This is a genomic window from Actinoallomurus acanthiterrae, assembly GCF_054775715.1.
On sequence record NZ_BAAHCO010000001.1, the window covers coordinates 1,908,428 to 1,928,690 of the forward strand.

A 20,263-nucleotide genomic window follows, 5' to 3' on the forward strand; every position below is an offset into this window, starting at 1 on the left:
ATCCGGGCATTGCCCCGCAAGTGGCCGATCACACGCCGGACGGGTGGCCGAGGAATTCCTCGCGAATGATGAATTTTGTATTCGCCGTAAGCCATGGGAACGTCCATGTGGTAGCGTCGTGAATAGTTGCAGTTGTGGTTCCCATAGACTCTATGTGCGCCTGCCGGCTCTGACCTCAGGCGCATTTTTGTTTTACCGGACTCATCCGGTCGGGGGCGATTTCGGCGACGTGGAGTCCGCACGGTGCGGACTCTGACGGCACCGCAAAAGGACAAGGTAATGGCCAAAGGCACCGTTAAATGGTTCAACGCAGATAAGGGCTTCGGCTTCATCCAGCCGGACGACGGCGGCGCCGACGTGTTCGCCCACTACTCCAACATCGCCGCCCAGGGCTTCCGTGAGCTCAAGGAGGGCCAGAAGGTGGAGTTCGACGTCACACAGGGCCAGAGGGGTCCGCAGGCGGAGAACATCCTTCCTTCCTGAGTATCACCGCAGTCTGTCGCGGGGCTCGCGTCCGAGACGTGAGCCCCGCCGGCCACCGGATGGACGGCCGCGCATCCTGTACGCGTCGCGCCGCCTGGCTACGGAGCCTGTTGCACCGGGACGTTGTTCAGCGTCGGGAAGCCGGGGACGCTCACGGTCGCGGAGCGCCACCCCAGCGGGAGCCGGAAGAGGTTCCAGCCGATGAGGGTGCCCTGGCCGCGTACGGTGAAGCCGCCCTGGCGAATGGAGTAGCCGGGGAAGATCGCCTGTTGCCTGCTGTCCGTGACGTTCTTGTACTCGTACGGGCCGGCGTTCAGCGTGATCCGGCCCGGTCCGGGGTTGCGGAAGATGTCGGCCAGGTTCGTCGCGAAGGCGGTCGGGATCGGGTGCTTGTTGACGTTGTGGAGCGTCCAGGTGAGCACCGCGAAGCCGCTCGGGTCGCGGATGAGGCCGGTGGCGGCGAAGGTCATCGACTTCGGCCACGGCAGCAGCGGGATCGGTGACTTGGCCGCGTGCACCAGGACGGCCGGTCGCGGGTCGGGCTGCCCGGCCGGGTCGGCGCTCGCGGTGGGCACCGGGCGGTTGTCCTGTCGCGGCTCTGCCTGCGCGGCGAAGGTGACGCTCACTCGGCGGTTCAGGGCGCGGCCCTCGGCCTTGCCGTTGTCCGCGATCGGGTCGGCCGATCCGTGGCCGGTGGCCGAGTACTGGATGCCCTGGCGTTTCACGAGTTTGCGCAGCGCGGCCCGGACGTTCTCGGCGCGCTTCTGCGAGAGCGGGCGGTTGACCGCGTCGGTTCCGGTGTTGTCGGCGTAGCCGTCGACCGCGACGGTCTTGCCGGGCGACGTCTCGATCTTGGCGGCGACCCCCTTGAGCAGGGTCCGGGCCTTCGAGGTCAGCGCCGCCTTGTTCGTCGCGAACAGGACGTCGGCGGACAGGCGGACGGTCGTCTTGCCGCCGCCGGTCGCGTCGGTCTCGTCGCCGCGGCGGACCGTGTTGATGAGCGGGTAGGTCTCCGGGGCGGCGGTGGGCGTCGTCAGCGGGTTCAGGGCGGTGCCGCCCTGCCGCTGGTGGAGCAGGTACGGGGCGTGCGCGGTGACGGGGACGCGGAGGAAGGGCGGCGTGTTGGGGAACACCACCGTCAGCGACGTCCCGCTGCCCGGCGGGATGTCGAAGGCGGCGTCCACGTCGACGGGCCGTCCGGCCTGGACGTCGGTCAGTTCAGTGCACAGGCAGCCGCCGGCCTGCGTGCGCAGCACCGGATGCTCGGTCGCGTGATCCAGGTCGAGCAGGAGGGCTCCGCTCGGCGCGTGGTCCCCGGAATGCGTCGGCGCGGCCCACGCCGTCGGCCCGACTCCGGATCCCGGTCCCGCGGTCACGCGGAAGCGGGCGACCACGCGGGCCGGCGTGATGCGGTCGAGGGCCATGAGGTCGACCTTGAACGACTTGCCGGGCCACGACATGTAGTGGGTGCGGAGGGGCGAGCCGTCCGCCTGCGCCACGGCCAGGCCCGAGGCCCGAGTGGCCTTCGCCCCCGGCGGCCCGGTCTCGTCGTTGCAGCCGGCCGCCACGACGGCCACGGCCATCGCCGCGGCGACCGTCCCCACACTGCGGTTGAAGCCGCCCATCGCCATCCCATCTGTGGTGATACGTCGTATCGGTCGCAGAATGTGACGGGAGCGCACGTCGGACGGTTCCGTCTCGGTGGCGGGAGCGTCGGCCACGCGGCGCTCGGGACCACTGGCTCCGCTAGCTCACGATCACTCGCCTTTGAAAACGGCGGGACGCTTCTCCTTGAACGCTCGGGCGCCTTCCTTGGCGTCGTTCGAGCCGATCACCGGCCAGCCGAGCTCGTCGGAGACCTGCAGTGCCTCGTCCTCCGGCAGGGCCTGGGTCTTGCGGTAGGTCTCCAGGATGGCCTGGACGGCGAGCGGGCCGCAGGACGCGATCTCGTCGGCGATCTCGCGGGCGGTCTTCAACGCCTGGCCGTCCGGGACGATGCGGTTGATGAGGCCCATCCGCAGCGCCTCCTCCGGACTCACCGACCGGGCGGTGAGCAGGATGTCCATCGCGAAGGCGTACGGGATCTGGCGGGGGAGGCGGATGGCGCTGCCGCCCATCGGGAACAGGCCGCGCTTCGCCTCGTACAGCCCCAGCGTGGCGCCCTCGGCGACGACGCGGATGTCGGTGCCGACGAGCAGTTCGGTGCCGCCGGCCACGGCGTACCCCTCGATCGCGCTGATCAGCGGCTTCTTCGGCTGAGAGTCGCGCAGCAGGCCCTTCCAGTGGAAGTTCTCGATCTCGGTGGCGCGCTGTCGTACCCGCTCGTCCTCCGACGGCCTGCCCATGGCCTTCAGGTCCGCGCCGGCGCAGAACTGGCCCTCGGCGCCGGTGAGGATGGCGACCCGGACCTCCGGGGTATCGGAGACGTAGGCCCACGCGTCGGCCATGCCGACGAGCATGTCGGTGCTGAGGGCGTTGCGGGCCTCGGGCCGGTTCATGGTCACGGTCACGACGTGTCCGTCGCGCTCGACCGTGCAGTGCGGGGTGCTGATGGGCAGTCGTTCCGCCATTGCCGTCCTCCCTGCTCGCGGTCGCGTACGACGTCACGCGACACCAAAACAAGAACGGATTCTAGTAATACTCCTCGCATCTCAACAGGTCTTGCCGACCAAAACGAGAACGTGATCTACTGCGTGCGGGACACCTCCGTACGACCGGTGCCGAGACGTACAGGGAGAACCGATGGGCTCGTTGGGCTTTTGGCGGCTGGCGCGCAACGATCCGGACTGGATCGCGTGTGTGGACACGGACGGGACCGAGTACCGCGCCGGGGATCTGCTCGCCCGCTGCAACCGCGTCGTTCACGGCCTGCGCGCCCTCGGGCTGCAGCCGGGCGACGGCATCTGCGGCCTGGTCCCCAACGGCGTCGACGGCCTGATCCTCTACCTCGCCGCCCTGCAGGCGGGCTGGTACTACACGCCGGTCAACTGGCATCTGACCGGCCCGGAGATCGGCTACATCGTCGCCGACAGCGAGGCCAAGGCGTTCTTCGTGCACGAGCGGTACGCGGCCGAGGGCACACGGGGCGCGGACGAGGCGGGGCTCGACCCGCGGCGGCGGTTCGCGTTCGGGGAGGTGCCGGGCTTCCGGGACTTCGACGAGCTGGTCGCCGGGCAGCCGGACACGCTCCCGGAGGACCGCACCAACGGCGCGACCATGCACTACACGTCGGGGACCACGGGACGGCCGAAGGGCGTGCGCCGGAAGCTGGCCGGGATCGACGCGGACGACAGCGCCGAGCTGATGACGTTCCTGCTGACGTTCTTCGGCTTCACGCCCGGCCCGCCCAACGCCCACCTCGTCACCTCGCCGAACTACCATACGGCGGTCACCCAGTTCGGCGGGTCGGCGCTGCACATGGGCCACACGCTCGTCTACATGGACCGGTGGGACGCCGAGGAGGCGCTGCGCCTCATCGAGCGGTACCGCGTCACGAACACGCACATGGTGCCTACCCACTTCAAGCGCCTCGTCTCCCTGCCGGAGGACGTGCGCAAGCGCTACGACGTCTCGTCGATGAGGTGGGCGATCCACGCCGCCGCGCCCTGCCCGGTGCCGCTGAAGCAGGCGATGCTCGACTGGTGGGGCGACTGCATCTGGGAGTACTACGCGGCCACCGAGGGCGGCGGGACGATCGCGAGCCCCCAGGACTGGCGCGAGCATCCGGGAACGGTCGGCAAGGCCTGGCCGATCAGCGAGCTGCTGATCGTCGACGACGACGGCAACGCGGTGCCGCCCGGCACCCCCGGCACGATCTACATGAAGATGGCGGGCGTCTCCTTCGAGTACAAGGGCGACCCGGAGAAGACGAAGGCCAACCAGCTCAAGGACTACTTCACCGTCGGCGACATCGGCTACCTCACCGAGGACGGCTTCCTGTTCCTGTCCGACCGCAAGGCCGACATGATCATCTCGGGTGGCGCCAACATCTACCCGGCCGAGATCGAGAACGAGATCCTCATCCACCCCAAGGTCGCCGACGTCGCCGTGTTCGGCATCCCGGACGACGAGTGGGGCGAGCAGATCAAGGCCGTCGTCGAGCCCGCCGAGGGCGTGGCGCCCGGCCAGGAACTGGCCGACGAGATCCTCGCCTCCCTGGACGGCCGGCTGGCCCGGATGAAGTGGCCCAAGTCGTTCGACTTCATCGAGCAGATGCCCCGCGAGCCCAACGGCAAGCTCCTCAAACGCAAGCTGCGGGACCCGTACTGGAAGGACCGCGAGAGTGCCATCTGACCGGAGCGGCGAGTCGACGAGCGAGCGGAGTGGCCGGTGAGGGACGAGCCGGCCGCGGAGCGAGTGAGGAGGCGAGCGCGACCATGAACGCGGAGCGAGTGAGGAGAGGAGCGCGACCATGAGCGCGCAGGACCCGGAGCCGCTGGTCGCGGACCACGCCCTGGAGTTCCCCGGCGGCTACACCCGGTCGGTGGGCCCGGTGATCGGGCGCTTCCTCACCGAGCTGCGCGACGGCCGCCTCGTCGGGGTCCGTACGGCGTCGGGCGGCGTGCTGTTCCCGCCCGCCGAGTACGACGCGGACGGCGAGGCGGTCACCGACGAGTACGTCGAGGTCGGGCCGGGCGGCACGGTGACGTCCTGGTCGTGGGTGTCGCAGCCGCGCGCCGTCCATCCGCTGGACCGGCCGTTCGCCTGGGCGCTCGTCCGGCCCGACGGCGCCGACACCGCCGTTCTCCACGCGCTCGACGTGGGCGTGTTCGAACCGGGCGCCGACCCGCCGAAGTCCCTTCGTACGGGGATGCGCGTCCGGCCGAAGTGGCGGGCCGAGCGGACCGGCTCGATCAAGGACATCGAGTCCTTCCAGCCCGACGTCACGATGATCACGGCGCCGAGCCGCGCGGAGTACCGCCTGAACGCCGGCCGGGCGCTGACGAGGTTCCTCACCGGCATCTCCGAGGGCCGGTTCCTCGGCCACCGGTGCGACGTGTGCGGCAAGGTCTACGTGCCGATGAAAGGGCTGTGCCCGGTCGACGGCGTGCCCACCACCGAGGAGGTGGAGGTGCCCGGCACCGGAACGGTCACGACGTTCGCGGTGAACAACATCCCGGACCCGCGCGCCCCCGAGGTGCCGTTCGTGTCGGCGTACATCCTGCTGGACGGCGCCGACATCTCCCTCCTCGCGCTGGTGGCGGGCATTCCCGCCGACCAGGTGCGGATGGGCATGCGCGTGAAGGCCGCGTGGAAGCCGCGAGAGGAGTGGGGCCGGACCATGGAGAACATCAAGTGGTTCGAGCCGACCGGTGAGCCCGACGTCTCCTTCGACGCGATCAAGGACTACCTATGAGGACGGATGTCGCGGTCGTCGCGTTCGCGCAGACCGAGCACACGGGTGAGGACGCCGGGCTGACCGAGGTCGAACTGCTCGCCCCGGTCATCACCGAGGTCAAGCGGACCAGCGGGCTGAACCGCTTCGGGTTCACCTGCTCCGGATCGCTGGACTACCTCGCCGGGGCGCCGTTCTCCTTCGTGTCCGCGCTGGACACGGTCGGGGCCTGGCCGCCGATCTCGGAGAGCCACGTCGAGATGGACGGCGCGTGGGCGCTGTACGAGGCGTGGGTCCGCCTGCAGCACGGCGACGTCGACACCGCGCTGGTGTACGGGTTCGGCAAGTCCTCGCAGGGCTCGCTGCGCGAGATCATGACACTCCAGCTCGACCCGTACTACCTGGCGCCGCTCGGCCCCGATCAGGTGTCCCTCGCCGCGCTGCAGGCCCGTGCGTTCCTCGACGCGGGGCACAAGGAGGACGACCTGCGCGCCGTGGCCGCCCGGTCCCGGACCGACGGGCGCGCCAACCCGTACGCCCTGGACCTGCCCGACCCGGGCGACGAGGGTTACGAGGTCGCGCCGCTGCGCCCGTACGACTGCGCGCCGATCACCGACGGCGCCGCCGCGGTCGTGCTGGCGGCCGGGGACCGCGCCCGTGAGCTGTGCGAGAACCCGGCGTGGATCCGCGGCATCGACCACCGGATCGAGGCGCACTCTCTCGGCGCCCGCGACCTGAGCCGTTCGGAGTCGGCCGCGCTGGCGGCCGAGAAGGCGGGCGTACGGGACATCGAGGTGGCCGAGCTGCACGCGCAGTTCAGCCACGAGGAGCTGATCCTGCGCGAGGCGATCGGCCTGGCCGACGACGTCCGCGTCAACCCGTCCGGCGGGCCGCTCGCCGCGAACCCGGTGATGGCCACCGGTCTCATCCGCGTCGGCGAGGCGGCGTCGTGGATCCACCGCGGCGAGGCGCGCCGCACGCTCGGGCACGCGTCGTCCGGGCCGTGCCTGCAGCACAACCTCGTCTGCGTCCTGGAGGGCTGAACGATGGGCAACCCCTGCGCGGTCATCGGCGTCGGCCAGACCAAGTACCGCACCAAGCGCACCGACGTGTCCATCGCGGGCCTCGTACGCGAGGCGGCGCTGCGGGCCCTGGAGGACGCCGGGCTGACGTTCAAGGACATCGACGCGGTCGTCATCGGCAAGGCGCCCGACCTGTTCGAGGGCGTGATGATGCCGGAGGCGTACCTCGCGGACGCGCTCGGCGCGCGGGGCAAGCCGATGATGCGGGTGCACACGGCCGGGTCGGTCGGCGGGTCGACGGCGAACGTCGCGGCGAGCCTCGTCCAGGGCGGCGTGCACGACCGCGTGCTCGTCGTGGCGTGGGAGAAGCAGTCCGAGTCGAACGCGACCTGGGCGCTGTCCACGCATCCGCCGCTGTCCCCGACGATCGTCGTGGGTGCCGGCGGCTACTTCGCCCCGCACATCCGCGCGTACATGCGGCGCACCGGCGCGCCCGACCACATCGGCACGCTCGTCGCCGTCAAGGACCGGCAGAACGCGCTGAAGAACCCCGTCGCCCACCTGCGCATCCCCGGCATCTCCCGGGAGATGGTCGAGTCGACGCCGATGCTCTGGGAGCCGATCCGCTACCTGGAGACCTGCCCGTCCAGCGACGGCGCGGCGGCGATGGTGCTGGCCTCCGAGGACGCGGCCAAACGGGCCCCGAACCCGCCCGCCTGGGTGCACGGCACGGCCATGCGCTCCGAGCCGATCTTCTTCGCCGGCCGCGACACGGTGAGCCCGCAGGCGGGCAAGGACTGCGCCGCCGACGTGTACCGGCAGGCGGGCATCACCGACCCCCGCCGGGAGCTGGACTGCGCCGAGACGTACGTCCCGTTCTCCTGGTACGAGCCGATGTGGCTGGAGAACCTCGGCTTCTGCGGCGAGGGCGAGGGCTGGAAGCTCACCGAGAGCGGCGCGACCGCCCTCGACGGCGACATCCCCTGGAACGCCTCGGGCGGCGTGCTGTCGTCCAACCCGATCGGCGCGTCCGGGCTCATCCGCTTCGCCGAGGCGGCCCTGCAGGTACGCGGGCTGGCCGGCGAGCACCAGGTCGAGGGCGCGCGCAAGGCCCTCGGCCACGCGTACGGCGGCGGCGCGCAGTTCTACGCGATGTGGGTCGTCGGCTCCGACAAACCCTGAAGACCGCCTGCCCGGACCGGCCCCGGAGGCCCGTGATGGAGTTCAACCACGCCGACCTGTTCGAAGGACTCGCGGACGCGATCGGGGAGCGGACCGCCCTCGTCGTCTTCGACTCGGCAGGAGGTACGCGGCGCCGCACCTACGCCGAGCTGGACGCCGACGCGAACCGGCTGGCGCACCACCTGCGGGACGCGGGCGTCACCGCCGGCCTGCACGTCGGGATCCAGCTGTACAACGGCCTCGAGTACGTCACGGCCCTGCTGGCCACGCTGAAGATCCGCGCCGTGCCGGTCAACGTCAACTACCGGTACGTCGAGGCCGAGCTGGAGTACCTCTACGACGACGCCGACCTCGTGGCGCTGGTGTACGACGCGGAGTTCGAGGACCGCGTGACCACCGCCGCGGCCCGGGTGCCCGCGCTGACACACCGGATCGTCGCCGGCGGCACGTCCCCGCACGCGGTCGCCTACCCCGACGCCCTGGCGGGCAGCCCGGCGACGCGCGGGTTCGACAAGCGGTCCGGCGAGGACGTCTACATCATCTACACCGGCGGTACGACCGGCATGCCCAAGGGCGTCATGTGGCGGAGCACGGACCTGTTCATGGCGTTCGGCGGCGGCAACCCGTACGGCGACCCGCGCGAGACACCCGAGTCGGTGATCGAGGCCGCCCAGGCCTCCGGCCCGCTGGTGATGATGCCCGCCGCGCCGCTCATGCACGGCGCGGCGCAGATGGCCACCTTCATCGGCTGGTGGATGGGCGCGACGATCGTCTACACCCGGCGGTTCGACGCGGCCGAGGTGCTGCGGGCCATCGAGGCCGAGAAAGTCCTCACCATCAACATCACCGGCGACGCGATGGCCCGGCCGCTCGCCGAGGCTCTCGCCGCCAGATCGCACGACCTGAGCTCCCTCGCCGTGTTCAGCTCGACCGGCGCGATCCTGTCCGGCGCGGTCCGCGACCGCCTGCAGGAGCTCATGCCGAACGTCGCGATCCTCGACAACTTCGGCTCCTCGGAGTCGGGCTTCACCGCCTCGAGCGTGGACGGCTCCTCCCCGGAGTCGGGGATGCGCTACCGGCCGAACAACGCGCGGCTACGGGTCCTGGACGACGCGCTGAAGGAGGTCCAGCCCGGGTCAGGTGTGCTCGGACAGGTCGCCAAGAGCGGGCACATCGCGTTCGGCTACTACAACGACCCGGAGAAGACGGCGAAGACGTTCGTCGAGGTCGAGGGGGAACGCTGGCTGCTGACCGGCGACATCGCGACCGTCGAGGCCGACGGCACCATCGCGATCTACGGCCGGGGCTCGCAGTGCATCAACACCGGCGGCGAGAAGGTCTTCCCCGAGGAGATCGAGGCAGTGCTGAAACGCCACCCCGCCGTCTTCGACGTCCTGGTCACCGGCATCCCCGACGACCGGTTCGGCAGCCGCGTCGCCGCCGTCGTCCAGCCGTACGATCAGGCCCCGACCGTTGACGAACTCGACGCCCACTGCCGCGGCGTACTGTCCGGCTACAAGGTCCCGCGAACGTACGCCTTCGTCGAGGAGATGCGCCGCTCACCCGCCGGCAAGGCCGACTACCGCTGGGCCAAACAGATCGCCGAACAGGCCGCCGCCCACACGTGACACCCGTCGTGCTGGACACCGCGATCTTTCTGGACTGAAACCTGCGCCGCGAGGCTCTCCTGGCGGGCGCTGGATACGATGGTTGGAGAAGCTCGTCTTCAGAGCGTTTCCGGGATCGTCCGAAAGTGGGGGTCGATGGCGTCGTCCGAGCGTGCGAAGCTCATCGCGGAGCTGAGTCACCAGGCCCGGGTGAGCACCATGTGGACGGTGCTGCTGCACAACGCGATCGCCAGTAGATCGGGCATCAACGTCACCGACATGCAGTGCATCAACCTGCTGCAGCTGCGCGGTCCGATGACCCCAGGGCAGCTCGCCGACGCGATGTTCCTCACCACCGGCGGCGCGATCACCGCCGTGATCGACCGGCTGGAGAAGGCCGGGATGGTGCGGCGTCGCCGCGACGACAAGGACCGCCGCCGGGTCATCGTCGAGGCGCTGGAGGAAGGCCCCATCATGGAGCTCGGCCGCAGGTTCATGCCCGTGGCCGAGCTGTACGAGAAGGTCATGGCGGACTTCAGCGACGATGACCTGCAGACCATGATCACCTACGTCACCCGCAACAACGAGATCTCCCCTGAGGTCATCGAACGGGTGAAGCGACTCGGCTGACCGCTCGCAGCGGCGCGATCAGACGCCCTGTTGCGAGGCCGACAGCGGCGCTGGTGATCAGCGCGGCAGACAACCCGCGCCTCGTCACCGACCCACCGCCCTACCGGACCAGCCCCGAACTCCGCGGCCCCCGCCACCTCGTCATCGACATCGACGGCGTAAACCCGGCCTATGCGATGAACCACTGACCTCGATCGATGTCACCGACAAGCAACTCAGTCGAAGAGCTCCGCGGCGGTGGAGACGACGACCGCACGCTGCAGCCACGCTTCGAGCTGGGCGAGATCCGTGCATCCGGTTATGCGAGCACGGATGTCAGGTGAGACGCAGGCGCCACGGCCGGACAGCACCGTCAGGACGGCTTTGGCCGTCCCTTTGACCTCGCCCTCGGCCTTGCCGTCGCCGAAGTAGCGGCGGGCGAAGTCGCTCTGGTACTCGTAGTTCTTGAGCTTCATCAGCGTCTCCGAGTCTGACCCCGCGTCATGCGGCCGCCTGGCGAGGAACAATCCCTGCCAGCGGGACGGTGTGGAAGAGATGGGCTCAGTCGAAGAGCTCCGCGGCGCTGGAGACGACGACCGCACGCTGCAGCCACGCTTCGAGCTGGGCGAGATCCGTGCATCCGGTTATGCGAGCACGGATGTCAGGTGAGACGCAGACGCCACGGCCGGACAGCACCGTCAGGACGGCTTTGGCCGTCCCTTGGACCTCGCCGTCGCCGAAGTAGCGGCGGGCGAAGTCGCTCTGGTACTCGTAGTTCTTGAGCTTCATCAGCGTCTCCAGGTGGTGCCGGGCGGCCTGCGGAAGCATTGCGGATACGACATCATGATAGAGCGCCCGGTGATCGGGATCGAGCGCTCCGTAAGCGTCGACCAGCGACTCGAGGGTCTTCGCTCCGTCCGGTCGGCCGCCGTGCGCCATTGCCGAAAGCACGGCGAGTTCGGGTGTCCGGGCGGCCTCGTCAGGCTCGATCACCTGCGGGATCTGATCCGGGCCGAGAACGATCGGCGTCAGCATCATCCCCGGATGATCGAGATCGATCGGACGCGAGGCCCACCTGGCCACGGCGGGAACCGGGCAGACGACGAGCAGCTTGACCGGACACCTCAAGCGATAGCGCAGGCCCATCAGATAGAACGGCCAGCTATAGAGCTTGTCCTTGTCCTCATCGCCTTGGACCTCGACGATTAAGGCGAAGTTCCGCTTCTTCTCCCAGTACTCGATCACCGCGTCCGCACGCAGCTCGGCGAGCCGATCGTCCGTGACGTTCTCAGAACGGACCCGAGCCTCCCGGTATCGCGGAAGCGAAACACCGAGCGAGCGACCGACGATCTCCGCGGCCAGTGCCGGGCGACTGCGGAACATCTCACAGATCGCTTCATGCTTGCTTGAGGGCATGGCAGTGGATACTAACCGCAATCGAACAGTCACGCTCGGCAATCTCATTGGAACTCCCCATTGCTCAGCCGATTGCCGGTGAGGCGATGACGACGGTGACGTCCGCTGGTACGTCGCCGGTGCGGTAGGCGTGGGGGGCGTCCCCGGTGAAGGCCAGCAGGTCGCCGGTGCTGAGCGAGCGGAGGTCGTCGGCGGGGCCGGCGTCGAGCCGTCCGGACGCTACGAGCAGGTGCTCGACCGTGCCGGGCGCGTGGGGAACGCCGTCGACGGAGGTGTGCGCGGGGAGGCGGAGCCGCCACAGCTCGAGGCTGTGACCGCCGCTGATCCTGCGCAGCAGTTCGCGCGTGGGCCCCTCGTCGTTCGGGGTGGTCGCGGGAAGGTGCAGGGTCTCCGGAGCGAGATCGCGGGTCAGCAGGTCGGTGAGCGGGATGCTCAGGGCGACGGCGATCGCGTCGAGGGTGTCGATCGTTGGGTTGCCGACGCCGGCCTCCAGCTGCGACAGCGTGGCCTTGCTCAATCCTGTGCGGCGGGCCAGTTCGGCCTGGCTCATTCCGCGCTGTCGGCGGCGGCGCTGGATCTGGGCTCCGGCCGCGGCCGCCGCGCTGCTGGTGGCCCGGCGCTCGGGCCGGTGCGCAGGGCCGGAGCCGGTCACTTCAGTGGCCCGTGGGAGGCGGTGTAGGAGACTCGGACGCGGCCCTTCTTCATCTTCACGGCCGTGATCGTAACGTCCGCGAGGTCGGCGAGGCTCCGTACGTGCGTCCCGCCGCAGGGCGCGGCGTGCAGGTCTCCCAGATGGACGACGCGGCGTCCTTCGGCGTCGTGTTCGGCGGTGACGGGGAGATCTTCGGCGATCGCCGCCGCGACCCGTGCCCGCAGCCGGTCGGCGGCCTTCTCGCGATCCTCCGGATCGGCCAGGCTCGCGGCCGTCTCGGCCGGGGTGAACTCGATGCGCGCCTGGCCGGGGAAGTGGATATTGCCGGCGAGGACCCATCCCTCGGCCCGCCCGGCCGCCTCGATGAGGTGACCGGCCGTGTGCAGCGCCGCGTGCGTCAGCCGCAGGTCCGGGTCGACGCGAGCCTCCACGACGTCGCCTTCGCGGAGGGTGTCGAGGGTGCGGTCGTCGCGGGAGTGCAGCACGACGAGACCCGTCTCGGGGTCGCGCGCCGGGGCGACCTCACACTCGCCGAGCCGGCCACGGTCGGCGGGCTGCCCGCCTCCCTGCGGATGGAAGATGTTCTCCCGTACGGCGACCCATGTCTCACCGTCGGCGGTGCCTCCCGTCGCCACGACGTGGGCGGTGACCGCCGTGAGGTAGGTGTCCTCCAGGTAGACGGCCATCTGATCACTCAACTGAACCATACGTTTAATATAACGAACGAGCTGTCCTGCTCGACGGCGGATCGGTCACGGGGGCCAGTCGCTACGAGCTGCCGGTGCCTGCGAGGGAGTGAACGCCGGTGCTCTCGATCAGTGCGTCGAGGAGCGCGGCGGTGGCGGGAGGTGCGGGCGGCTCGCCGTACGTCGCGGCAAGGACGTATCGGGTCGAGTCGGGCAGTACGACCGTATGCACGGCCGGGTTGCGGGCGGCCTCCAAGGTGAGGGCGGGCAGCGTCGTCACGCCGAGACCGGCCGCGACGAGTGCCTGGACGGCGACGAAGTCGTCGGTGGTGAAGGAGATCCGCGGGCTGAACCCGGCGCGCTCGCACATCTCGAGGAGATGGCGGCGGCAGCGGTCGCAGCCGGCGATCCACTCCGCGTCCGTGTACGCCGCCAGGTCGGAGCCCGAGTCGTCCGCCGTGACCAGGTGGCTGGGCTCGTCCAGCAATCGCCGGATGTGGATGTCGCCCTCCTCGGTACCGGTGTCGTACCGGAAGATCACCGCGACGTCGACGTAGCCGGCGCGGAGCATGCGGACGGCCTCGGGTGGCTCGGCCTCGGTGAGGCTGACGCGCAGGCCGGGATGGCGCTCGGCCAGCAGTGACGCGGCCAGTGGCACGAAGGTGCCGAGCGCCGACGGGAAGGCGGCCAGCCGGACCCGGCCCTGGGTCAGCCCGACGTGGGCGGACAGTTCGGCCTCGGCCGCGTCGAGCCGGCCGAGGATCTCCGCGCCGCGCTCGGCGAGCGTGCGGCCCGCGTCGGTGAGGCGGATGCCGCGCCCGACCCGCTGGACGAGCTTGGCGCCGGTCTCGGCCTCCAGCCGCGCGAGGTGATGGCTGACCGACGGCTGGGAGTAGTGCAGTTCCTTCGCGGCGGCCGTCACCGAGCCCGTACGGGCCACCGCGACGAGCACGCGAAGCCGGGAAACGTCCAGCATGAGGCCAATATATCGACCGCTTCTATGGAACAGGCCGACGATTGGCATTGGACCGATGAGTGACCCGCCCGGCACCCTGGAGGGGACGAAGGAGGTTCGCTATGACACTCGTGCTCAGCACCGTACGGCCCGGTCTGGAGGATCTGGTCACGGGCGTGCGTTCCGTTGTGGACCTCCACGCGGACTGGCGGGAGACCGCGCGGCTCGTCGCCGCCGAGCTGCGGCGGCACATGCCCACCCCGGACGTGCTGACCGCCGAGGAGCGGATCGGCGACCCCGACCGGTACGTCAGCCACACGCTCTACGTCGAGCCCGGCGGCACGTTCTCCCTGGTGGGTCTCGTGTGGCGGCCCGGGCAGGTCACCCCGATCCACGACCACGTCACGTGGTGCGTCTTCGGCGTGCTGCAGGGCGTGGAGCACGAGGAGCTCTACGTTCAGCGGGACGACCACCTGGTCGGCGTCGGGGTCAACGACAACCACGTCGGCGAGGTCAGCGGCTTCGCGCCACCCGGCGACATCCACCGGGTCCGCAACTCCGGCGACGGCACCGCGATCTCCCTGCACATCTACGGCACGGACATCTCCCGCGTCGACTCCAGCGTGCGGCGCTGTTACGACCTGCCCGTACGGGACTGACCGACGCCGCGCGGGCGTGGCCGGGCCGATCGCAGGCCGCACACCGTCGACTCCCGGATTCCGCTGATCTTGTCCGGGACCGTGGCTAGCGTGCGGGCGCATGGATGATCTTCGAATGCTGCACTGCTTCTGGGGCCATACCGGCGTACCGATGACCGGTCTCGCGGCGGTCGGCCTCGACGACGGCCCTGGGGTGGTCGGAGCCGACCTCAACGGAGCGATCTGGACATGGAACCTGGTCACCGGCGATCAGAGGTTTCAATCGATCGATCTCGACGCCGCCGCTCCGGAGGATCCGGCCCCCGATAGTGAGATCTGGGAAGCGGACGAGGACGACGAGGAAGAGCCCGGCATGGCCGCGGATGTCGTCTCCTGCCTGACGGCGGCCCGCCTCGACGGCCGACCGGTGATCGTGACCGGCGGGGGGCACTTCGATCTCACGGCCTTTCTCGGCGAGGACTGTACGGGCGGGGCGGTCAGGGTCTGGGATCTGGAGAGCGGCCGCAAGATCGGAAAGACCCTGACCGGTAGCAGCCTCGGGGTCCACTCGCTCGCGACCGTTCCGTACGCGAACGGGCTCCTCGTCTTCAGCAGTGGTGAGGTCTTCAGTAGTGGTGAGGAGGGCAGGCTGCTGGTCTGGGACCTGCCTCGTGGCGAGCTCATCGCGGACCTCAAGGGCGCGTACGACGGAGCGATGACCGCCGCGATGGTCGACGGCCGGCCGATCGCGGTCACCGTGGGACAGGCCACCGGCCTCCAGGCATGGGACGTTCTCAGCGGCGAACCACTCGGGAATCCACTGAGCGGCATCAGCCCCACGATCAGAGCCATCGCGATCACCGAGCTGAACGACCGGGCGATGGTGGTGGCCGGCGGAAGCGACCAGACGGTCCGGGTCTGGGACCTCATGCGCGGCGAGCCGTTCGGGGCGCCGCTGTCCGGTCACGCCGACTCGATCGAGTCGATCGCCACCACACGGCTGGACGGAAACGTGCTGGCGGTGACCGGCAGCAGAGACGGTACGGCCCGGGTATGGGACCTGGCCCGTGGAGAGCAGGTGGGCGAAGCGCTCACGGGGCATGAGGAAGCGATCGAGGCGGTCGTGACGTCAGAGGTCGACGGCAGGCCGGTCGCCGTGACCGCGGGCGATGACGGCAGCGTCCGCGTGTGGGCCCTGACGCTCAGCCGGCCCGGAGGTCCACGGTGTCCGAGGACTCCGTGAGGTCGTCGAGGACGTCCGGGAGCGGTTCGACGCCGAGGCCCGGGCCGTCGGGGACCCGCATCATCCCGTCCTGGAGCACGAACGGCTCCGTGACGTCCTGCGTGTAGTACCGGTCCGACGCGGAGACGTCCCCGGGCAGCGTGCAGCCGGGCAGTGCCGCGAAGGCGAGGTTGGCGGCGCGGCCCAGGCCGGTCTCGAGCATTCCGCCGCACCACACCGGAAGGCCGTGCGCCACGCACACGTCGTGGATCCGCCGTGCCTCCAGGTAGCCGCCGACGCGGCCGGCCTTCACGTTGACGATCGAGCACGCGCCGAGCGTGATGGCGTCGGCGGCGGACCGGGCGGAGACGATCGACTCGTCGAGGCAGATCGGCGTCGTGAGGACCTCCGCGAGGCGCGCGTGCCCGAGCAGGTCCTCCTCCGGCAGCGGCTGCTCGATCAGCAGCAGGTCGAAGGGGTCCAGCGCGGCGAGGTGCCGCAGATCCGTGCGGGTGTACGCGGCGTTCGCGTCGACCTGGAGCAGGATGTCGCCGAACCGTTCCCGCACCACGCGCACCGGCTCGAGGTCCCACCCCGGCTCGATCTTCAGCTTGATCCGTACGTAGCCCTCCTGAAGATAGGCGTCGACCGCGTCGAGCAGCTCGGGGATCGAGTCCATGATCCCGACGGACACCCCGGCCGGCACCCGCGTCCGCGTCGCCCCCAGGTACGCCGCGTACGACAGGCCCGAGGCGCGCAGCTCGGCGTCGAGCACCGCCATCTCCACCGCGGCCTTCGCCATCGGATGACCCCGTACCGGCGCGAACGCCGCGCCGAGTCCGCGGGCCGTGACGTCGGCGGGCAGCCGCGGGAGCAGGTGGTCGCGGATGACCTGCTCGGCTCCGTCCACGTACTCGGCGGAGTACAGCGGCTCGGCGGAGGCGACGCACTCGCCCCACCCCTCCGCCTCGTCCCCGAACACGCGGACGAGCAGGACCTCCCGGTCGACGTCCGTACCGAACGACGTGCGGAACGGCGACACCAGGGGCATCCGGATCCGCCTGAGCTCGACCCCGGACAGCTTCATCGCGCGCACTCCAGCAGGTAGTAGCCGGCTCGCGTGAAGCCGGTGACGTGGAATCCCCCGGCCAGCGCGCCGCCGAGCGCGGCGCGCTGGGCCTGGCGCCACTCTCCGGCGGCGTTCTGGCAGCACGCTCGCACGGTCGTGATGTCGGCGGGCGTCCCGACCGCCACGCTGGTGGCGCCGGCCGGGTCGCGGCGCTCGGGGCGGCCCAGCGCGTCCTCGGCCAGCGTGATCACCGTGTCGTCCCCGGGCTCGGGCCGTGTCGCCGGTGTGCCGGCGAGCGCCGCCGCCACCTCCGGGCTGTCGAGCCGCCACTCGACGAGGAGGCGGTCGCTGGGGTCGCCCAGGTTCAGCTCGTCGGGCATGTCGCCGTAGAAGTTCTCGAGGTACGCCTCGACGCGGGCGGCCAGCTTGGCCAGGTTGAAGTGGGCGTTGCGCCGGGCGAGCGGGTCGAACGTCCAGCTGATCGTCATGATGCCCCGCTCGAGCGCCCACTCGCGCTGATGCGCCTTGATCGCGAAGCCGACGCCCCGCCCCTGGACGGCGACGCCGGTGATGTGGGAGTGCAGGCCGCCGTCCGCGGTCGGGAACGCCGCGCAGGCGCCGATCATCGTGCTGCCGTGGAACGCCCCGGCGACATAGCCGCCGATGTGGCGGGTCACCTGCAGCATCTCGTACGGCATCGGGTCGGTCGGCCGCCAGATCTCCGCGAGCAGCGCGGAGGCGGTGTAAAGATCCTTCCCGGCCGTCAGTTCGCGTACGTCCATGTACCGATCGTGACGTCTCGCCGCCCCGGTGGGAACACCGGGGGCCGGGTCAGGGGATGACGGGCAGCGGGTTGCCGCTCTTGGACGGAGACGGCTTCGCGGACTTGGTGTGCTTCGGTGTGCCCTTGGACGGGCGGGTGGCGCCGGACGACGGCTTCCCGGTCGGCTGCTGCGCGGCGTCGTTGCGCGTGCTCGGCGGCGCGATGGAGACGGGCAGCGGGATGAGGTTCTGGACGTAGACGTCGAACCACCGGCCGCTGCCGGTCAGGTCGGCCGTCTCGTTCCCGAACGGGCCCATCTCCTGCAGGGCCTTGTCCAGGTTTCCCTGGTTGCGCTGCAGGATCTGTACGACCTGGTGAAGGTTCCGGAGCGTGGGGCCGAGGGTGGCCTGGTTCTCCTGGATCGTCCCGGTGATCTGCTGGGACAGGGCGACGGTGCCGGTCAGCAGCTGGTTGATCACGACCCGGCGGTTGTTGATCTCCTGCAGCAGGAGGCCGCCGTTCTGCACGAGGACGGCGAGGTCACCGCTGCGGGAGGCCAGCAGCGAGGTCACGTTGCTGGAGTGCTTGAGCAGCTGGCTCAGCTCGTCGTCGCGGGAGGACACCGCTCGGGAGATCTTCTGCAGGCCCGCCAGGGTCCGCCGGAGGTTCTCCGGAGAGCCCTGCATCGTCTGGGTCAGCGTGTCCATGGCCTTGGCCAGCTGCTTGGTGTCGATCTGCCCGAGCTGCTTGCTGGCGTCCTGCAGGGCGGGCACCACCTCGTACGGGGCCGAGGTCCGCGAGAGCGGGATCTGCTTTCCCGTCGACTGCCGGCCGGGTCCCTTGGGGTCCAGGGCGAGGAAGTGCGAGCCGAGAATGGTCTTGATCTTGATCTGGGCCCGCGTCTGCGTGCCGAAGTGCGCGCTGCTGGTGAACTTCACCTTCACGTGGTCGCCGTCGAGGTCGACGCTGTCGACCTTGCCGACCTTCACGCCGGCGATCCGGACCTCTTCGCCGGGCTTGAGCCCGCCCGCCTCGGCGAACGCCGCGGAGTACGTCGTGCCGCCGGCGAGAGCCTGCAGGTTGAACGCGAGCAGGGTCGCCAGGCCGGCGGCGGCCAGGCCGGCGATGCCGATCGGCAGCGGATTGCGCTCCCGGAATGGACGCATCAGCGCGGCACCTCGCGTCGGGTTTCGGCGGACTGGGCGGCGCGGTCAGGGCCGCAACCCGGCGTCCACGCGGACACGCGACTGCGGAGATAAACCCTGGCGCGTCAGTGAAAGGTACTGACGCGTAGCGTGGCCGACAAGAACCCACCGTGCTCGATCCGGGGCGTGATCTGCGCACGATCACGCGTCCCCCCAGGTCAGCAATGCCTTACTGGCGGGATCGAGTGACGTAACTCACGTTCGCGCGATGATCGCCGATCCGTGCCCGAACAGTCCCTGGTTGACCGCGATGCCGGCCCGTGCCCCTTCCACCTGGCGTTTTCCCGCCTGTCCGCGCAGCTGCCAGGTGAGCTCGCAGACCTGGGCGATCGCCTGCGCGGGGATCGCCTCCCCGAAGGACGCCAGCCCGCCGCTCGGGTTGACCGGGATCCGGCCGCCGAGCGTCGTCGCGCCGTCGCGCAGCAACCCCTCCGCCTCACCCGGCTTGCACAGGCCGAGGTCCTCGTACCAGTCCAGCTCCAGCGCGGTGGACAGGTCGTAGACCTCGGCGAGCGACAGATCCTCCGGGCCCAGCCCGGCCTCCTCGTACGCCGCGGCGGCGTTCGCCGCCCGGAACGGCCGCTCCTGCGGGTCGACGGCGACGCTGGATTCGGTGGCGAAGCTCGCCAGCTCGAGCACGGTGTGCGGGAACGTCGGGGTCACCGTGGAGAGCGCCCCGATCCGCACGGGCGTGCCGTGGCCGTGCCGCCGCGCGTACTCGAGGCTGGACAGCACGACCGCCGCACCGCCGTCACTGGTCGCGCAGATGTCCAGCAGCCGCAGCGGGTCGGCGACCACGGGCGACGCCGCGACGTCGGCCGCGGTGACCTCCTTCCGGTACCGCGCGTACGGGTTGTGCAGCCCGTGCCGGGCGTTCTTGACCTTCACCGCGGCGAAGTCGTCCCGGCCGGCGCCGTACAGGGCCATCCGGCGGCGGGCGTACAGCGCGAAGTACACCGGGTTGGTCGCGCCCAGCAGGCGGAACCGCAGCCAGTCCGGGTCGTCGGGCCGGTCGCCGCCGACGGGCGCGAAGAACCCCTTCGGCGTGGTGTCGGCTCCCACCACCAGCGCGACGTCCACGAGACCGGCGAGGATCTGCGCCCGCGCCGTGCTCATCGCCTGCGCACCCGAGGCGCAGGCCGCGTAGCAGCTCGACACGCGCGCCCCCGACCAGCCCAGGGCCTGGGCGAACGTCGCGCCGGCGATGAACCCGGGGTAGCCGTTCCGGATCGTGTCGGCGCCCGCGATGTACTCGATGTCCGTCCACGCGAGGCCGGAGTCCGTCAACGCGTCCCGCGCCGCCGCGAGGCCGTACTCGACGAAGTCACGCCCCCACTTGCCCCAGGGATGCATGCCGACCCCGAGGACGGCGACGTCGTGTTGGCCGCTCACGCGCCCTCCTCGCTCGCTGCGCCGGGT

General features: G+C 70.3%; 21 protein-coding genes. 10 read left to right on the forward strand and 11 right to left on the reverse strand.

What is annotated here, in order from left to right; genetic code table 11:
* The first annotated feature begins 279 nt into the window (after positions 1 to 279).
* Entirely contained in the window at positions 280 to 483 is a 204-nt protein-coding gene (locus ACYVF7_RS09435) for a cold-shock protein (protein WP_460337878.1), read from the forward strand.
* A gap of 98 nt (positions 484 to 581) precedes the next feature.
* Here the strand turns inward: ACYVF7_RS09435 and ACYVF7_RS09440 are convergent, their stop codons facing one another.
* Together ACYVF7_RS09440 and ACYVF7_RS09445 are read right to left on the reverse strand one after the other, a co-directional pair.
* A complete protein-coding gene (locus ACYVF7_RS09440) occupies positions 582 to 2,114 on the reverse strand; it encodes an OmpA family protein (protein WP_460337881.1) in 1,533 nt (510 codons plus the stop codon).
* A 126-nt stretch (positions 2,115 to 2,240) separates the two neighbouring features.
* Complete coding sequence (locus tag ACYVF7_RS09445; RefSeq protein WP_460337884.1) at positions 2,241 to 3,053, reverse strand: crotonase/enoyl-CoA hydratase family protein; 813 nt, start codon at positions 3,051 to 3,053, stop codon at positions 2,241 to 2,243.
* Between the two features lie 172 nt (positions 3,054 to 3,225).
* Between ACYVF7_RS09445 and ACYVF7_RS09450 the strand changes: the two genes are divergently transcribed.
* The 7 genes from ACYVF7_RS09450 to ACYVF7_RS09480 all read left to right on the forward strand — a co-directional run bounded on the left by ACYVF7_RS09450 (position 3,226) and on the right by ACYVF7_RS09480 (position 10,447).
* Entirely contained in the window at positions 3,226 to 4,776 is a 1,551-nt protein-coding gene (locus ACYVF7_RS09450) for an acyl-CoA synthetase (RefSeq protein WP_460337887.1), read from the forward strand.
* A 118-nt stretch (positions 4,777 to 4,894) separates the two neighbouring features.
* Positions 4,895 to 5,839: a Zn-ribbon domain-containing OB-fold protein gene (locus ACYVF7_RS09455; protein ID WP_460337890.1), complete on the forward strand. Its 945-nt coding sequence runs from the start codon at positions 4,895 to 4,897 to the stop codon at positions 5,837 to 5,839.
* Positions 5,836 to 6,861: a thiolase domain-containing protein gene (locus ACYVF7_RS09460; protein WP_460337893.1), complete on the forward strand. Its 1,026-nt coding sequence runs from the start codon at positions 5,836 to 5,838 to the stop codon at positions 6,859 to 6,861. Before ACYVF7_RS09455 ends, ACYVF7_RS09460 begins: the two co-directional genes overlap by 4 nt.
* 3 nt (positions 6,862 to 6,864) lie before the next feature.
* Positions 6,865 to 8,022, forward strand: coding sequence for a thiolase domain-containing protein (locus ACYVF7_RS09465; protein ID WP_460337896.1), 1,158 nt, complete (start codon positions 6,865 to 6,867; stop codon positions 8,020 to 8,022).
* 35 nt (positions 8,023 to 8,057) lie between these two features.
* The gene (locus ACYVF7_RS09470; RefSeq protein ID WP_460337899.1) at positions 8,058 to 9,650 is read left to right on the forward strand and encodes an acyl-CoA synthetase; all 1,593 of its coding nucleotides are present in this window, start codon (positions 8,058 to 8,060) and stop codon (positions 9,648 to 9,650) included.
* Positions 9,651 to 9,785: 135 nt separating this feature from the next.
* Positions 9,786 to 10,259 carry a MarR family winged helix-turn-helix transcriptional regulator gene (locus tag ACYVF7_RS09475; RefSeq protein WP_460337901.1) on the forward strand — a complete coding sequence of 158 codons (474 nt, stop codon included), beginning with the start codon at positions 9,786 to 9,788 and terminating at the stop codon, positions 10,257 to 10,259.
* 53 nt (positions 10,260 to 10,312) lie between these two features.
* Positions 10,313 to 10,447, forward strand: a complete 135-nt coding sequence (locus tag ACYVF7_RS09480) for a hypothetical protein (protein ID WP_460337904.1) — start codon at positions 10,313 to 10,315, stop codon at positions 10,445 to 10,447.
* 27 nt (positions 10,448 to 10,474) lie between these two features.
* On the opposite strand, the gene ACYVF7_RS09485 is transcribed toward ACYVF7_RS09480, so the two are convergent.
* The 5 genes from ACYVF7_RS09485 to ACYVF7_RS09505 all read right to left on the reverse strand — a co-directional run bounded on the left by ACYVF7_RS09485 (position 10,475) and on the right by ACYVF7_RS09505 (position 13,968).
* Positions 10,475 to 10,714, reverse strand: coding sequence for a hypothetical protein (locus tag ACYVF7_RS09485; RefSeq protein ID WP_460337907.1), 240 nt, complete (start codon positions 10,712 to 10,714; stop codon positions 10,475 to 10,477).
* Between the two features lie 85 nt (positions 10,715 to 10,799).
* Positions 10,800 to 11,654: a hypothetical protein gene (locus tag ACYVF7_RS09490; protein WP_460337910.1), complete on the reverse strand. Its 855-nt coding sequence runs from the start codon at positions 11,652 to 11,654 to the stop codon at positions 10,800 to 10,802.
* A 64-nt stretch (positions 11,655 to 11,718) separates the two neighbouring features.
* Complete coding sequence (locus tag ACYVF7_RS09495; protein WP_460337913.1) at positions 11,719 to 12,306, reverse strand: helix-turn-helix domain-containing protein; 588 nt, start codon at positions 12,304 to 12,306, stop codon at positions 11,719 to 11,721.
* Positions 12,303 to 13,013, reverse strand: coding sequence for an alanyl-tRNA editing protein (locus tag ACYVF7_RS09500; protein ID WP_460337916.1), 711 nt, complete (start codon positions 13,011 to 13,013; stop codon positions 12,303 to 12,305). Before ACYVF7_RS09500 ends, ACYVF7_RS09495 begins: the two co-directional genes overlap by 4 nt.
* Positions 13,014 to 13,074: 61 nt before the next feature.
* On the reverse strand, positions 13,075 to 13,968 hold the full coding sequence (locus ACYVF7_RS09505; RefSeq protein WP_460337919.1) for a LysR family transcriptional regulator: 894 nt from the start codon (positions 13,966 to 13,968) through the stop codon (positions 13,075 to 13,077).
* 101 nt (positions 13,969 to 14,069) lie between these two features.
* On the opposite strand from ACYVF7_RS09505, the gene ACYVF7_RS09510 reads away from it, so the two are divergent.
* A complete protein-coding gene (locus ACYVF7_RS09510) occupies positions 14,070 to 14,606 on the forward strand; it encodes a cysteine dioxygenase family protein (protein WP_460337922.1) in 537 nt (178 codons plus the stop codon).
* Positions 14,607 to 14,706: 100 nt separating this feature from the next.
* A complete protein-coding gene (locus ACYVF7_RS09515; protein ID WP_460337925.1) occupies positions 14,707 to 15,828 on the forward strand; it encodes a WD40 repeat domain-containing protein in 1,122 nt (373 codons plus the stop codon).
* Here the strand turns inward: ACYVF7_RS09515 and menC are convergent.
* From menC to ACYVF7_RS09535, 4 genes are all read right to left on the reverse strand, one after another.
* On the reverse strand, positions 15,788 to 16,894 hold the full coding sequence (menC, locus tag ACYVF7_RS09520) for an o-succinylbenzoate synthase (RefSeq protein WP_460337928.1): 1,107 nt from the start codon (positions 16,892 to 16,894) through the stop codon (positions 15,788 to 15,790). The two genes, ACYVF7_RS09515 and menC, sit on opposite strands and share 41 nt — an antisense overlap.
* Complete coding sequence (locus ACYVF7_RS09525; protein WP_460337931.1) at positions 16,891 to 17,658, reverse strand: GNAT family N-acetyltransferase; 768 nt, start codon at positions 17,656 to 17,658, stop codon at positions 16,891 to 16,893. Before ACYVF7_RS09525 ends, menC begins: the two co-directional genes overlap by 4 nt.
* A 49-nt stretch (positions 17,659 to 17,707) precedes the next feature.
* On the reverse strand, positions 17,708 to 18,805 hold the full coding sequence (locus ACYVF7_RS09530; RefSeq protein ID WP_460337934.1) for an MCE family protein: 1,098 nt from the start codon (positions 18,803 to 18,805) through the stop codon (positions 17,708 to 17,710).
* A 234-nt stretch (positions 18,806 to 19,039) separates the two neighbouring features.
* Complete coding sequence (locus ACYVF7_RS09535; RefSeq protein ID WP_460357851.1) at positions 19,040 to 20,197, reverse strand: lipid-transfer protein; 1,158 nt, start codon at positions 20,195 to 20,197, stop codon at positions 19,040 to 19,042.
* Positions 20,198 to 20,263 lie beyond the last annotated feature (66 nt).

What these genes read in the sequence shown, in the direction of transcription:
- ACYVF7_RS09435 (WP_460337878.1), top strand. Translation starts at nt 280, where the DNA reads ATGGCCAAAGGCACCGTTAAATGGTTCAACGCAGATAAGGGCTTCGGC.
- ACYVF7_RS09440 (WP_460337881.1), bottom strand. Translation starts at nt 2,114, where the DNA reads ATGGCGATGGGCGGCTTCAACCGCAGTGTGGGGACGGTCGCCGCGGCG.
- ACYVF7_RS09445 (WP_460337884.1), bottom strand. Translation starts at nt 3,053, where the DNA reads ATGGCGGAACGACTGCCCATCAGCACCCCGCACTGCACGGTCGAGCGC.
- ACYVF7_RS09450 (WP_460337887.1), top strand. Translation starts at nt 3,226, where the DNA reads ATGGGCTCGTTGGGCTTTTGGCGGCTGGCGCGCAACGATCCGGACTGG.
- ACYVF7_RS09455 (WP_460337890.1), top strand. Translation starts at nt 4,895, where the DNA reads ATGAGCGCGCAGGACCCGGAGCCGCTGGTCGCGGACCACGCCCTGGAG.
- ACYVF7_RS09460 (WP_460337893.1), top strand. Translation starts at nt 5,836, where the DNA reads ATGAGGACGGATGTCGCGGTCGTCGCGTTCGCGCAGACCGAGCACACG.
- ACYVF7_RS09465 (WP_460337896.1), top strand. Translation starts at nt 6,865, where the DNA reads ATGGGCAACCCCTGCGCGGTCATCGGCGTCGGCCAGACCAAGTACCGC.
- ACYVF7_RS09470 (WP_460337899.1), top strand. Translation starts at nt 8,058, where the DNA reads ATGGAGTTCAACCACGCCGACCTGTTCGAAGGACTCGCGGACGCGATC.
- ACYVF7_RS09475 (WP_460337901.1), top strand. Translation starts at nt 9,786, where the DNA reads ATGGCGTCGTCCGAGCGTGCGAAGCTCATCGCGGAGCTGAGTCACCAG.
- ACYVF7_RS09485 (WP_460337907.1), bottom strand. Translation starts at nt 10,714, where the DNA reads ATGAAGCTCAAGAACTACGAGTACCAGAGCGACTTCGCCCGCCGCTAC.
- ACYVF7_RS09490 (WP_460337910.1), bottom strand. Translation starts at nt 11,654, where the DNA reads ATGCCCTCAAGCAAGCATGAAGCGATCTGTGAGATGTTCCGCAGTCGC.
- ACYVF7_RS09500 (WP_460337916.1), bottom strand. Translation starts at nt 13,013, where the DNA reads ATGGTTCAGTTGAGTGATCAGATGGCCGTCTACCTGGAGGACACCTAC.
- ACYVF7_RS09505 (WP_460337919.1), bottom strand. Translation starts at nt 13,968, where the DNA reads ATGCTGGACGTTTCCCGGCTTCGCGTGCTCGTCGCGGTGGCCCGTACG.
- ACYVF7_RS09510 (WP_460337922.1), top strand. Translation starts at nt 14,070, where the DNA reads ATGACACTCGTGCTCAGCACCGTACGGCCCGGTCTGGAGGATCTGGTC.
- ACYVF7_RS09515 (WP_460337925.1), top strand. Translation starts at nt 14,707, where the DNA reads ATGGATGATCTTCGAATGCTGCACTGCTTCTGGGGCCATACCGGCGTA.
- menC (WP_460337928.1), bottom strand. Translation starts at nt 16,894, where the DNA reads ATGAAGCTGTCCGGGGTCGAGCTCAGGCGGATCCGGATGCCCCTGGTG.
- ACYVF7_RS09525 (WP_460337931.1), bottom strand. Translation starts at nt 17,658, where the DNA reads ATGGACGTACGCGAACTGACGGCCGGGAAGGATCTTTACACCGCCTCC.
- ACYVF7_RS09530 (WP_460337934.1), bottom strand. Translation starts at nt 18,805, where the DNA reads ATGCGTCCATTCCGGGAGCGCAATCCGCTGCCGATCGGCATCGCCGGC.
- ACYVF7_RS09535 (WP_460357851.1), bottom strand. Translation starts at nt 20,197, where the DNA reads ATGCATCCCTGGGGCAAGTGGGGGCGTGACTTCGTCGAGTACGGCCTC.